This is a genomic window from Paraburkholderia caffeinilytica (assembly GCF_051027425.1).
GTDB classification, from domain to species: Bacteria; Pseudomonadota; Gammaproteobacteria; order Burkholderiales; family Burkholderiaceae; genus Paraburkholderia; species Paraburkholderia caffeinilytica_A.
In genome coordinates this window covers 3,273,145-3,285,459 of the sequence record NZ_CP186552.1, presented here as the reverse complement: position 1 = coordinate 3,285,459, position 12,315 = coordinate 3,273,145, and the positions used below count along the sequence as shown (strand labels likewise).

Sequence of the window (12,315 nt, the reverse complement as noted above, 5' to 3'; positions counted from 1 at the left end):
GCCCCAAACCCCAAGCCTCAAGCAGCGCCCACCGCCACAGCGGCAGGTAGTTCCACCGCATCTTCCCTCGACACAAGCGTCTGCCGCAGCGCATTGAGCGCGGAAGAAAAATGCCCGCGTCGCCAGACGAGAAGCGTCTCGATTACGCCAATATCGGGAAGCTCATGAACGGCGATATTGCGCGTATCGGTTTGCAGATCGAGCACGGATCGCGGTGCGACGGCGACCCCCGCGCCGGCGGCGACACAAGCCACGATCGCATGATACGAGCCGAGTTCCAGAACGCGAGCCGGCCTCACGCCATGCTCCAGATACCACTTCTCGATGTACGCCCGGTAGGCACAGCCACGCTCGAACGCGATCAGCGTCGATAAAGCAATATCCCGCACTTCGTGAATCGGCCGATGGCCTCGCGGCGACAACATCACCAGTTCTTCGCGAAAAACCGGCACCGTTTCGAACAATTCGCCGAGCGCGGCAGGATCCTGCGGCGTTGCCACCAGCGCCGCATCCACTTCGAATTCGCGGACCCGCTCGATCAGCTTGCCGGTCGTGCCGGTTTCGAGTTCCAGTGCGACATCCGGCCACCGCTGGTGATAGCTCGCGAGCAATCCTGGCAGACGCGTCGCCGCGACGCTTTCCATCGTGCCTAAACGCAGGCGCCCACTCGGACGATCCTCGCGCACCGCGTGACGCGCCTCGTCGGCGAGTGCGAGCAGACGCTCCGCGTAGGGCAGCAGCGTCTCGCCGGCCGGCGTCAAAACGAGGCGCCGGCCGTCGCGGATGAACAGGTCGGTGCCGAGTTGCTCCTCGAGTTGCTTGATGCGGGTCGTGACGTTCGATTGCACGCGATTAAGCTTGGCGGCGGCACGCGTCACACCGTTTTCCCGCACGACAGCCCGAAAAATGGTCAAGGCGGCCAGATCCATAAATCTCTCCTGGCGATGGTTGGTATTCTAATTATTCATTTTTCGTGATCAAAAGGTCAAGCTAATATGGGTTGAAGAAGCCGGTGACCGCCGGCGCGATTCCATTTCCGGTTTGCTCATGAACGATCTCGCCTCCAGCACGCACGAAACCCCAACCGAACGTCACGCCGCCCGCCAGGCGGCGCTTGCCTGCATGGCCACCCTGGCCGTGGTGCTGGGTATCGGACGTTTTGCATTCACGCCGCTGTTGCCGCTGATGCTTCACGGCAGCACCTTCGGTCAGCCTCAGATCGATATCCAGCACGGCGGCTGGCTTGCGTCGTTCAACTACGCGGGCTATTTCGTCGGTGCGGTCACCTGCGCTGCGCTGCGGGTCGAACCGGCGCGCATGGTGCGCGCGGGGCTGGTTGCAACAGTCCTGCTGACGCTTGCGATGGGTGTAACGAGCCAGTTCTGGGTGTGGGCCGTCGTGCGCTTTGTCGCCGGGGCGGTTAGCGCATGGACCTTCGTGTTCGCCTCGCAGTGGGGCTTGCGGCGGCTTGCCGAACTCGGCGCGCACGGGTGGAGCGGGGTGATCTATACGGGCCCGGGTATGGGCATTGTCGGGACGGGTTTGCTGGTCAGTGCTGCGGGTGGCTATGGCGCGACGGCGGGTTGGATCGGCTTCGGGCTCATTGCGGCGGTACTTTCGATCATGGTTTGGTCTGTATTCGGGACCGTGACCGATCCCGCCTCGGGAGGTGCGGCGCACGCGGCGGGTGGATCAACTACCGCCGCTCACGCGAACCAACGCTCCTCCGCCGGCCATTCCGCCGCAAGTCCAACTCCCGTCGCCAGCCAAACTCCCACCACCAGCCAAACCCGCCCCTCGCACCGGGCCGACGCCTTCTGGCTGATCCTGCTCTACGGCGTGCCCGGCTTCGGCTACATCATCACCGCGACGTTCCTGCCGGTGATCGCGCGTCACGCGCTGCCGGGTTCGTCCTGGCCCGATCTGTTCTGGCCGATGTTCGGCGCGGCCTTGATCGTCGGAGCGTTGCTCGCGGCCCGCCTGCCGGTGCATTGGGACAACCGCACGCTGCTCGCCGGTTGCTACGTGCTGCAAGCTGCCGGTATCGCGCTCGGTATCGTCTGGCCGACGGCGGGCGGCTTTTCGCTCGGCAGCATCCTGATCGGTCTGCCATTTACCGCGATTACCCTGTTCGCGATGCGCGAAGCCCGGCTTCTGCGCGGCGAAAAGGCGGCTGGCTTGATGGGCTATGCGACCGCAGCGTACGGCGTCGGCCAGATCGTCGGCCCGCTGGTGGCGGCGCCGATCGCAGAACACACCGGGTCCTTTTCGCCGGCGTTGTGGCTGGCGGCTGGGGCGCTGCTGCTAGGCGCGGCTGGATTGATCATCGTGGCACACATGCCGCGAGGTCGCGGCCGCATGCCCGATTGCGGCTGCAGTTGACGGCTTTTCATTTGACGCAGACTGAGTCCTATCCGCAGCGCCTCTCCGGCGCTGCATCGGGAAAGCCGCTGGATGGCTTTCCATTCGACCCAGGCTGAGTCCTATCTGGAGCGCCTCTCCGCCAATGCGTCGGGAAAGCCGCAGCCTTGGCGATCTTCGCGCCTAGCCGAACGGCAAGCCTCGTCGGCCCACGCAAACCTCCCATAACGAACCGAAAAACAAATAACTCCCCGGCACACTAAAATGACCGCTTTCCCGTCATCTCAGCGCGCCTGTCGCCGGGCGCGCCGCCATCCATGCAACATTTCGCGTCCGACAACTACGCCGGCATCTGTCCCGAAGCCCTCGAGGCGCTGATTACCGCCAACAGCAGCGGCCACGAACCCGCTTACGGCGACGACTCCTGGACCAATCAGGTCTGCGACCGCCTGCGGGATCTGTTCCAGACCGATTGCGAAGTGTTTTTCGTGTTCAACGGTACAGCCGCCAATTCGCTGGCGCTGGCGTCGCTGTGCCAGTCGTACCACTCGGTGATCTGCCACGAACTCGCGCACATCGAAACGGATGAATGCGGCGGACCTGAATTCTTTTCCGGCGGCTCGAAGCTGCTGACGGCGCCGGGCGTCGGCGGCAAGCTCACGCCGGATGCGATCGAAGCGATTGTCACGCGCCGCGCCGATATTCACTACCCGAAGCCGAAGGTCGTCACGCTGACCCAATCGACAGAAGTCGGCACCGTCTACACGGTCGAGGAAGTGCGCGCGATCGCGGCGATCGCCAAGCGGCGTCATCTGAAAGTGCACATGGACGGGGCGCGCTTTGCAAACGCGGTCGCGGCGCTCGACGTGCATCCGTCCGAGATCACGTGGCGTGCGGGCGTCGACGTGCTGTGCTTTGGCGGCACCAAGAACGGCTTGCCGGTCGGCGAGGCCGTGGTGTTCTTCGATCGCGCGCTTGCCGACGATTTCGCTTACCGTCTGAAGCAGGCCGGCCAGCTCGCCTCGAAAATGCGCTTCATCTCCGCACCGTGGCTAGGCCTGCTGGATAACGACGTCTGGCTGCGCAACGCGTGTCATGCGAACGCGATGGCGGAATTGCTGCAAACGCGGTTGCAGGAAATTCCGGGCGTGAGCATCATGTTTCCGAGAGAATCGAACGCGGTCTTCGCGCAATTGCCCGCGCAGGCCGCCAAGGCCATGCGTGCGCGCGGCTGGAAGTTCTACGAGTTCATCGGCGCGGGCGGTTGCCGGCTGATGTGCGCCTGGGACACGCAACCGGAAACCGTCGAGCGTTTCGCCGCGGAAGTACGCGACTTGTGCATGGCCTGAACCCGCGCCAGCCGCAGCACGACATTCAACGCTGAACAAAGCTGCACACAGAACAGAAGAGACGACCCACTCGCCATGACCGAATACCAATTTTGCCCGCGCTGCGCCACGCCTTTGGTCGAGCGCGCGGATGCCGAACACGAAGGCGGCAGGATCCGCCAGACCTGTCCCGATACGGAATGCGGCTATGTCCATTGGAACAATCCGCTGCCGGTGGTCGCCGCGATCGTCGAGTACGAGGGCAAGATACTGCTCGCGCGCAACGCCGCATGGCCGGAAGGCATGTTCGCGCTGATCACCGGTTTTCTGGAAAACGGTGAGACCCCGGAAGAGGGCATTGCCCGCGAAGTGCTGGAAGAAACCTCGCTGCACACCGAGACGGTCGAGTTGATCGGCGTGTACGAATTCATCCGCAAAAACGAACTGATCATCGCGTATCACGTGAAGGCGTATGGAACGGTCGCGCTGTCGCCGGAGTTGCTCGAATACCGGCTGATCGAACCGGCCAAATTGCGTCCTTGGCGTGCGGGCACCGGCCAGGCGCTTGGCGAATGGATGCGGCGGCGCGGCTTGCCGTTCGAGTTCGTCGAAAAGCCGGGGCAGTAAGCGATGAACAAGCCCGCACCCGTCACGCGCAGCGCCTACCCGCATTTTCTGCCGATCACCACACGCTGGATGGATAACGACGTCTACGGCCACGTCAACAACGTTGTCTATTACAGCTACTTCGACACCGTGGTGAACGAGTACCTGATCCGCGCGGGTGTGCTCGACTTCGAGCACGGCGCGACGATTGGCCTCGTGGTCGAGACGCATTGCAATTACTTCGCACCGCTGGTGTTTCCCGATCGGGTCGATGCGGGCTTGCGGGTGGTGCGGCTCGGGACCTCGAGCGTGCGTTATGAAGTCGGTCTCTTCAGGGAAGGTGAAGATCAACCCGCCGCCCAGGGTCATTTTGTGCACGTGTATGTGGATCGCGTCACGCGTCGTCCGGTGACGCTGCCCGCCGATTTGCGCGCGGCGCTCGAACCGCTCACCGTCGCTGTGCAGGCGGATTAGGCGCGTGCAGTCGTTCGTCATCAATCTGCTTAACGGTGTCAGTTATGGCCTGCTGCTGTTCATGCTGTCGGCAGGTTTGACGCTGATTTTCAGCATGCTCGGCGTGCTGAATTTCGCGCATGCGAGCTTCTACATGCTCGGCGCGTACGTCGGTTTTTCGGTGGCCGCGCATGCGGGTTTCTGGAGTGCGCTGGTGATCGCGCCACTTGCCGTCGGCCTGATTGGCGCAGCGTTGGAGCGCTGGCTGCTGCGCCGTGTGCGTGTGCACGGCCATCTCCCGGAGTTACTGCTGACCTTCGGCGCGGCGTATCTGCTTGGCGAACTGGTCAAGCTCGGCTGGGGCTTGAATCCGCTCAGCGCGACGGTTCCCGCCGTACTCGACGGCCCGCTGTTCACGATCTACGGCGCCGCCTTTGCCCGCTATCGGGCTTTCATGATGGCCGTGTCGTTGGCGATGCTGGCGGTGCTCTACGCCGTGCTGCGCGTGTCGAAGGCGGGCTTGATCGTACGCGCCGCGCTGACGCATGCGAGCGCGGTCGAGGCGCTCGGCCACAACGTGCCGCGCGTATTCACTGGCGTGTTCGCGGCGGGCACGGCGCTCGCCGCGTTGGCCGGCGTGATCGGCGCGCCGCTCTTCGTGATCGAACCGGCAATGGCTGAGTCGCTCGGCTCGATCGTGTTCGTGGTGGTCGTGATCGGCGGCCTGGGTTCGTTGAGCGGGGCGCTGGCGGCGTCGTTGATTGTCGGCTGCGTGCAGACCTTCGCGGTGGCGAGCGACGTGTCCTTGGGCGATATCACATCGGTATTCGGCGGCGCGCTGCCGGCCGAGTGGGACGCGCTGACGCTGGCGCAACTCGCGCCGCTGATTCCCTATCTGCTGCTCGTCGCGATGCTGGCGCTGCGTCCGCGCGGACTGTTCGGCCGGCGTGACGATCATGCGTGAGCTGCCCGAAAAGTTTGCCGTGCCGGCAGTCAAGCCGCGCTCGATGTTGCGCAGATTCGCGCCATGGCTCGCGCTCGTTCTGTTTCTCGCCGTACCGCCCTTTATCTGGCCGCAAAGCTGGCTGCTCGCTTATCTCGCGCAGACCGCGACGATGATTGTGTTCGCGCTCTCGTACAACCTGCTGCTCGGCGAAACAGGCTTGCTGTCCTTCGGTCATGCGGCTTATTCCGGGCTCGGCGCGCTCATCGCGGCGCAAGTGTTCAACCGTATCGGTGTGCCATTGGTGCTGCTGCCGTTGATTGGCGGCATCGGCGGCGCGCTGTGCGGGGCGCTGTTCGGTTTCGTGTCGACGCGGCGCGCGGGGACGGCTTTCGCGATGATCACGCTCGGCATCGGCGAACTTGTCGCGGCGGCCGCGTGGACACTGCCCGACTGGTTCGGCGGTGAGGCCGGCGTGCCGATCGACCGCGCGAGCGGGCCGGTATTCGGAAGCTGGAGCTTCGGTCCGGCGCGCGAAGCCTATGTGCTGATCGCGCTGTGGTGCCTGCTGGCGAGCGTGGCGATGTTCGTGTTGTCGCGCACACCCTTCATGCGGCTCGCCAACGCCGTGCGCGACAACCCGGCGCGCGCCGCGGCGATCGGCTGCTACCCGCGCCGTATCCGCTATGGCGTGGTGGTGATGTCGGCGTTTTTTGCGGGCATTGCCGGCACGCTGGGGCTGATCAATGTCGAACTGGTATCGACGGAAAGCGTCGGCATGATGCGCTCGGGCGCCGTGTTGATTGCGACGGTGATCGGCGGCACGGCGACGTTTTTCGGACCGGTCGCGGGTGCGATTGTCCTGACGTTTTTCAGCGTCGCGGTGGCGAGCGTTACGCGGGCGTGGCTGTTCTATCTCGGGCTGTTCTTCATCGTGGTTGTGGTGGCCTCGCCGGACGGACTGGCGGGTTTCGTGCAGCGGCACACGGCACGCATTGCCGCCTACGGCTGGCGCGTGTGCGGCAAGGCTTATCTGTGGGGCGCGGCCTCGGCGGTGCTGTGGACGCTGGCCGTCGTGCTCGCAGTGCAGTGGGCTTACGCCGTGCAATTCGGCGCGGACGATGGCGCCGCGTTCAACCTTGTCGGCGTACCGTTGGGGGCCACCTCGCCGCATCTTTGGCTTGGCGTTGCAGTGTTTTTGCTGGCGGCGCCTGGGGCACTCGCAGCACACTACGCGGTTCGCGCGCAAGCACGTCTTGCCATGCGGACAAGCGCCATGCAACCGGTCACCGGAGACGCGCGATGATCCCGGCCCTCGCGGTCTACGGTATCGAAAAACGCTTTGGCGCCACGCAGATTCTGCGCGGCGTCGATCTTGCCGTCGAGCCAGGCGAGCGTCATGCATTGATCGGGCCGAACGGCGCCGGCAAGTCGACGCTCTTCAATCTGATCGCCGGCGGCGCGCGGCCGAACGCCGGGCGCATCGACCTGTTCGGCGCGGAGATTACGCGTCTGGCGCCAGCCGCGATTACACGCCGTGGCCTTGCGCGCAGCTTCCAGACCACCAGTGTGTTTGCTCGCCTCAGCGTGTTCGACAACCTGCGCTGTGCGGCCATGCTGGGCGAGCGCGACCGTACGCGTTGGTGGCAGCGTTTCAGCGGTTCACGCACGGTCGATGCGCGCGCCGAGCAGGTGCTCGAAGCGGTCGGGCTGAATGCGCGCCGGCATAGCCAGGCCGGCGCACTGAGCTATGCCGAACAGCGTGCGCTCGATCTCGGCCTCGCGCTCGCGGGCGGCGCGCACACCTTGCTGCTCGATGAGCCCACAGCCGGCATGAACCGCGCCGAAGCCGCGCGCGCTATCGAACTGATTCGCGTGGCCACCGCGGGCCGCACGTTGCTGATGGTCGAGCACGACATGGACGCCGTGTTCGCGATCGCCGACCGTATCTCAGTGCTGGTGCAAGGCCGCATCATCGCGACCGGCACGCCGGCGGCGATTCGTGCGGATGCGGCAGTGCGCGCCGCTTATCTTGGCGACAGCTTCGGCACATGACCATGACGGCCTTGCTCGACATTCGACAACTGAACGCCTGGTACGGCGCAAGCCAGGCGCTGCACGGCGTCACGTTGCAGATCGAAGCAGGTGAAGTTGTCGCGCTGGTCGGACGCAACGGCTCAGGACGCTCGACGCTGGCACGCGCGATCATGGGCCTCGTGCGCCGCGAGGGTGAGTTGCGTTTTGCCGGTCGTGCAATCGACAGCCTTCGCCCGTTCGAGATCGCTCGCCTGGGGCTCGGTTACGTGCCTGAACATCGCGATGTCTTTCCGACCCTGAGCGTCCACGAGAACCTTCAACTCGGTGTGGCGCCGCGCGCTCGCGAGCGCACACCGCGCTTTGCCTTCGACGACGCCTACGAACTGTTCCCCATCCTGCGCGAAAGAAAGCGCACACGCGCCGGCGCGTTATCGGGCGGCGAGCAGCAGATGCTGACGCTTGCCCGTGCGTTGCTCGGCGACCCCGACCTGCTGGTTATCGATGAACCCGGCGAGGGCCTGGCCAGCCAGGTGATGCGGCACGTCACGCAATGTCTGGAGATGCTGCGTGATCGTGGCGTGGCGATGCTGCTGATCGAACAGCGGCTCGTGATTGCGCGAGACATTGCCAGCAGGGTCGCGGTGATGGGCCATGGCGAAATTGTCTTCGACGGCGCGCTGGCGTCGTTTTCGAAGCGCCCGGACGTGGTGCAGGAATGGCTCGGTGTGGGTTAGCCGGGGTGCGGCAGGTACTGCGTGATGTACGCATCCCTCGCTCCGCGTCGAAATCACGTTCAGGATGCTGTTTGAATTCCGTTTGTGCATAGACCGCTTAAGCCCGGTGCGTGGGGCTTTCCCGTAACTTGCAGTAGCGATTCAAACGCTTGATCGTTTGGTGAGCGTCCTCCAGAAATCTTGTCGGCAGCGCGCCGACAAATACAGACAATCAGGTCAAAGGCGCGCAACGGCGGCACGGTGTTTAAAGCCGACGTATGTGCGACAGACCATGCCGTGCCGGACGTACGAAAGATGCGCCGCGGCTTCAGGAGGAGACATCATGAAACAGACAGGCGCATTGCGCGAAAAATCGGCCGATCGCGTGCAGGCGGAACCCACGCAGCGACCGCTTCAAAGGATGTTGTCGCGCCGGACCGTGCGAGCGCAACTCGGCGAAACGTGGCGCACACGCGCCGGCGCCGGTGCCGCTCTGGTGACGGCGGCGCTGCTGATGTCCGCGTGCGCCGACGCAAGTTCCACGACCGCCGATGCCGCATCCTCACCGCCGACGCAAACGAGCGCGGTAGCGAACACGGTGAGCAACAACGACAGCCCGTTGACGGCAAAATCTCAAACGGATGCGGGACTCAACGCCAACGCCAACGCCAACGCCGCGAACAGCGTCGTTACCGCGTCCACCGGCGCTGCCGTTGCGAACGCCGCGCAGCCCGCCTCCGAATCGCGTCCCGCGCTCGAGCTCGCCAAGGCCAAACAGCTTGCTGCCGAGCAGCGCGTCGCCGGACGTGTACCGTCTGCGAGCGGGATGACCGAGAAACGCAGCCGTCCGTTGACGCTGCGCGATTCCGGCATCGACGGGTCGTTGATGTTCGCGCGCGACGTCGACTTTCGTGTGACCGGCGACATCGGCTTCATGATTCACGACATGGCGGCCACGCTGACCCCGGCGCGCGCCGGTCAGCCGATCGTGTTCGACGATCCGACCAGCGTGACGATCAACGTTCACCGCGGCGACGTCACGCTCGACAGCGCCAAACTCACCGCGATTTTCAATCGCTATCTGTTCCAGTACCAGGGCTCGCCGTTGCGCAATATGCGTGTCGTGCCGCAAGACGGCGGCACCTTGCGTATTACGGGCGAGATGCATCGCGACACGTGGGTGCCGATCGTGCTGACCGGTTCGCTGTCGATGCGCAACGCCGACGATCTCGTGTTCCATTCCGATCACGTCGAAGTGGCCGGCGTCGGCGCGGACAAGTTGATGCAGGCCGCGCACGTAAAGATGGCCGACCTGTTGAAGGTGGACACGCCGATTGCGCGTCTCGACGGCGACGACGTCGTGATGCAGGTGGCCAAACTGACGCCGCCGCCCGCGTTGCACATGACCATCACGCAGATCGACACCAGTGCGGCAGGTGTGCGCTTCACGCTCGACGATCACACGGTGCCGAAAATCGACTGGCCCGCGACGATGCCGCCGCGCGGCATGCTGGTGCAGGGCGGCGACGTGAAATTCATGCGTTCGATGCCGATGAACATCGACATGGCGCTAACCCCGCTCGATACGAACGCACCGTTCGTGCTCGATCTTTATCACTACCGCGACCAGATGGCGGCCGGCTATTTCACCTTCGACGAAGCCGGTGCGCTCGACGTGCACTTACCGTCATATCCGACGCTAGCCAGCGCTGCGAAAGACACGCCGATGCAGATGGGCAGCGCGAGCGCACGCTTTAACGACAGCTTCATTCGCGCGCAGCAGGCGTCGCTCGCGCAGGCGCGTCTTGTGTGGCAGCACGTGCCGCCGACTTTGCGGACCGCATCGGTTGCACGCGCGATTCCGGTCGGCACGCGCGCGGCGTTTTCCGCTCGTCGCATGGCGACGCCGGGCTCCGCAATCAGCGACGAGCGGCACTCGTCGGGGCCCGCACCGTTGATTCACGTCGAGAATGTCGACTTCTACGTATCGGGTCGAATTGGTTTTCATGTGCGTTCGCTGGATGCGCAGATGGTGCCGAAGACACCGGGTCAACCTGTCGATCTCGACGATCCGGACCAGTACGACATTCGCATCATCGGCGGCGAGGTGGTGGAGCCGTGGCCTGCGATGGCGGCGTTGTTCAACGATTATCTGCTCGACTACGAGCCGCGTTCATTGAACGATTTGCAGTTGAAGCCGGTGGATGGAAAGTTGGAGGTGACGGGCGGGATCAAGTTATGGAATCACTTTCCTGGCGTATGGTTGCCCACGACGATGAACGGCACGATCGTGGCCCGGGACGAGCGGCACCTTGTGTATGAACCGACTTCGGTGAAGGTGCTGGGCGTGCCGCAGGCGGGGTTGTTGCGGGCGCTGGATGTTCCGTTGGCGTCGTTGACACCTTTTACGCGCAAGGGCGTTGCATTGAAGGGTAACGAGTTGGTGTTCGATCAATACACGGTGTTTCCGCCGCCGGTTTTGCAGGGGCGGCTGGCGAGCGCCACGGTGACTGATGAAGGCTTGGTGTTGAAGTTCAAACGCGATAGTTCTGTTGCTGCTGCGAGGCCGCCTGCCGGCGCTGGGAAGAGTTTTGTCTGGATCGAGTCTGGGGATGTGAAGATGTTTAATTCGTTGGTCACGAATGCCAGGACTTTTATTAAGGATAGTTCTAATCCTGGGGTGATGAGGTTTGACCTTTATGGGTATCGGAGGGATGTTGCGCGAGGGACTGTGAGGATGGGGGAGGATGGGGGATTAGAGGTTGATTTGGCCGCTAGGAAATAGCGGGTGGGTTTTGCCTGTGCGGCGCTTTTTTTTGTATGCCTGTGGCAGTGGTTTTTTCTTTTGTTGTTTGCCTGTTCGGTGTTTGTTGTCTGGTTGCCTGTGGCGGTGGCCTTTCCTTGTCTGGTTGCCTACGGCGTTGGCTTTTCGTTGATCTGGATTCTTTGGGCTTTGGTTTTTGGTTCTTGGCCTTTCCTTGAATTGTTATTGGTTTATTAGCGTCGCCCCTGTGCGGGGCAGGCACCTACTTTTCTTTGCCTGCTGCAAAGAAAAGTAGGCAAAAGAAAGCAGCTTACCCCGCCAGCTTATAAGCGGGTCCCCCGCACAGCCACAGTAGTGGTGCATCTGGAATCCGTGCCCTCGCACATTCGACGTTCGTGACAAGGCCGTCATACTTCCGGCGGCGCTGCGCGCGCCGTGGCGGTCGTTCATCGAACCAGCCAGCGTTTTTACGCCCAGTGGTAATTCACGAAGTGCCCTCTATCCAGAGCTCGCGGCACCTCAAAAGCAGTTTGCCGCGCCCGATGCCTGCGGCGCTTTACAAAACCACCACCGAAGCTCGTTGCCCGTGGTACCTCACCGGGGTACTTCACCGCGGTACTTCAAAATGCAGCCTGCTGTTTTTAGCGTCCAGGCTTTAGCGTCCGGGCGCGCTTCGCATGCTGCTGGCCATGCTCGACGTCGGTGGTCTTCCCAAAGCACCCAGGCGTCCTTGGCGCTAATCGCCTGAGCGCCAGCGACGTTTGCGGCCGAGGCAAAACCGATGGCCCTCACCACGCTCAACCGAAGTCCCGGGTTCCCGATGGACCCTTCCGGCGAGCACGTAGTGCGAGGCGGGAAGCATGACGGCCTTGTCACGAACGTTGAATGTGCGCGGGCACGGATTCCAGATGGACCACTACCGTGACTGTGCGGGGGACCCGCTTAAGAGTTAGCGGGGTGAGCTGCTTTCTTTTGCCTACTTTTCTTTGCAGCAGGCAAAGAAAAGTAGGTGCCTGCCCCGCACAGGGGCGACGCTAATAAACCAATAAGAATGCAAGGAAAGGCCAACGCCGTAGGCAACCAGACAAGGAAAGGCCACCGCCGCAGGCG

Annotated in this window: 11 protein-coding genes; 10 read left to right on the top strand and 1 reads right to left on the bottom strand. The window is 63.4% G+C overall.

Annotated features, from left to right (window positions below; all coding sequences use genetic code 11):
* Nucleotides 1-17: 17 nt before the first annotated feature.
* On the bottom strand, nucleotides 18-929 hold the full coding sequence (locus ACOSV0_RS14400; RefSeq protein WP_434106836.1) for a LysR family transcriptional regulator: 912 nt from the start codon (nucleotides 927-929) through the stop codon (nucleotides 18-20).
* A gap of 118 nt (nucleotides 930-1,047) precedes the next feature.
* Between ACOSV0_RS14400 and ACOSV0_RS14395 the strand changes: the two genes are divergently transcribed.
* The 10 genes from ACOSV0_RS14395 to ACOSV0_RS14350 all read left to right on the top strand — a co-directional run bounded on the left by ACOSV0_RS14395 (nucleotide 1,048) and on the right by ACOSV0_RS14350 (nucleotide 11,442).
* Nucleotides 1,048-2,382 (top strand): YbfB/YjiJ family MFS transporter, encoded by a 1,335-nt coding sequence (locus ACOSV0_RS14395; RefSeq protein WP_434106835.1) that lies wholly within the window; start codon nucleotides 1,048-1,050, stop codon nucleotides 2,380-2,382.
* 296 nt (nucleotides 2,383-2,678) lie between these two features.
* Complete coding sequence (locus ACOSV0_RS14390) at nucleotides 2,679-3,710, top strand: threonine aldolase family protein (protein WP_434106834.1); 1,032 nt, start codon at nucleotides 2,679-2,681, stop codon at nucleotides 3,708-3,710.
* 75 nt (nucleotides 3,711-3,785) lie between these two features.
* A complete protein-coding gene (locus tag ACOSV0_RS14385; protein ID WP_434106833.1) occupies nucleotides 3,786-4,316 on the top strand; it encodes an NUDIX domain-containing protein in 531 nt (176 codons plus the stop codon).
* Nucleotides 4,317-4,319: 3 nt separating this feature from the next.
* Complete coding sequence (locus ACOSV0_RS14380) at nucleotides 4,320-4,769, top strand: acyl-CoA thioesterase (RefSeq protein WP_434106832.1); 450 nt, start codon at nucleotides 4,320-4,322, stop codon at nucleotides 4,767-4,769.
* Nucleotides 4,770-4,773: 4 nt separating this feature from the next.
* The gene (locus ACOSV0_RS14375; RefSeq protein WP_434106831.1) at nucleotides 4,774-5,712 is read left to right on the top strand and encodes a branched-chain amino acid ABC transporter permease; all 939 of its coding nucleotides are present in this window, start codon (nucleotides 4,774-4,776) and stop codon (nucleotides 5,710-5,712) included.
* Nucleotides 5,705-6,997 carry a branched-chain amino acid ABC transporter permease gene (locus ACOSV0_RS14370; protein ID WP_434106829.1) on the top strand — a complete coding sequence of 431 codons (1,293 nt, stop codon included), beginning with the start codon at nucleotides 5,705-5,707 and terminating at the stop codon, nucleotides 6,995-6,997. The genes ACOSV0_RS14375 and ACOSV0_RS14370 overlap by 8 nt, the downstream gene beginning before the upstream one ends.
* Nucleotides 6,994-7,746 (top strand): ABC transporter ATP-binding protein, encoded by a 753-nt coding sequence (locus ACOSV0_RS14365; RefSeq protein WP_434106828.1) that lies wholly within the window; start codon nucleotides 6,994-6,996, stop codon nucleotides 7,744-7,746. Before ACOSV0_RS14370 ends, ACOSV0_RS14365 begins: the two co-directional genes overlap by 4 nt.
* Before the next feature lie 2 nt (nucleotides 7,747-7,748).
* Complete coding sequence (locus ACOSV0_RS14360; RefSeq protein WP_434106827.1) at nucleotides 7,749-8,462, top strand: ABC transporter ATP-binding protein; 714 nt, start codon at nucleotides 7,749-7,751, stop codon at nucleotides 8,460-8,462.
* A 400-nt stretch (nucleotides 8,463-8,862) separates the two neighbouring features.
* Nucleotides 8,863-11,226, top strand: a complete 2,364-nt coding sequence (locus ACOSV0_RS14355; RefSeq protein WP_434110288.1) for a hypothetical protein — start codon at nucleotides 8,863-8,865, stop codon at nucleotides 11,224-11,226.
* Nucleotides 11,227-11,229: 3 nt separating this feature from the next.
* Complete coding sequence (locus ACOSV0_RS14350) at nucleotides 11,230-11,442, top strand: hypothetical protein (RefSeq protein WP_434106826.1); 213 nt, start codon at nucleotides 11,230-11,232, stop codon at nucleotides 11,440-11,442.
* Nucleotides 11,443-12,315: the final 873 nt, after the last annotated feature.

Coding starts and splice junctions, on each gene's coding strand:
- ACOSV0_RS14360 (WP_434106827.1), top strand. CDS start 7,749: ATGACGGCCTTGCTCGACATTCGACAACTGAACGCCTGGTACGGCGCA.
- ACOSV0_RS14355 (WP_434110288.1), top strand. CDS start 8,863: ATGTTGTCGCGCCGGACCGTGCGAGCGCAACTCGGCGAAACGTGGCGC.
- ACOSV0_RS14400 (WP_434106836.1), bottom strand. CDS start 929: ATGGATCTGGCCGCCTTGACCATTTTTCGGGCTGTCGTGCGGGAAAAC.
- ACOSV0_RS14390 (WP_434106834.1), top strand. CDS start 2,679: ATGCAACATTTCGCGTCCGACAACTACGCCGGCATCTGTCCCGAAGCC.
- ACOSV0_RS14395 (WP_434106835.1), top strand. CDS start 1,048: ATGAACGATCTCGCCTCCAGCACGCACGAAACCCCAACCGAACGTCAC.
- ACOSV0_RS14380 (WP_434106832.1), top strand. CDS start 4,320: ATGAACAAGCCCGCACCCGTCACGCGCAGCGCCTACCCGCATTTTCTG.
- ACOSV0_RS14385 (WP_434106833.1), top strand. CDS start 3,786: ATGACCGAATACCAATTTTGCCCGCGCTGCGCCACGCCTTTGGTCGAG.
- ACOSV0_RS14365 (WP_434106828.1), top strand. CDS start 6,994: ATGATCCCGGCCCTCGCGGTCTACGGTATCGAAAAACGCTTTGGCGCC.
- ACOSV0_RS14370 (WP_434106829.1), top strand. CDS start 5,705: ATGCGTGAGCTGCCCGAAAAGTTTGCCGTGCCGGCAGTCAAGCCGCGC.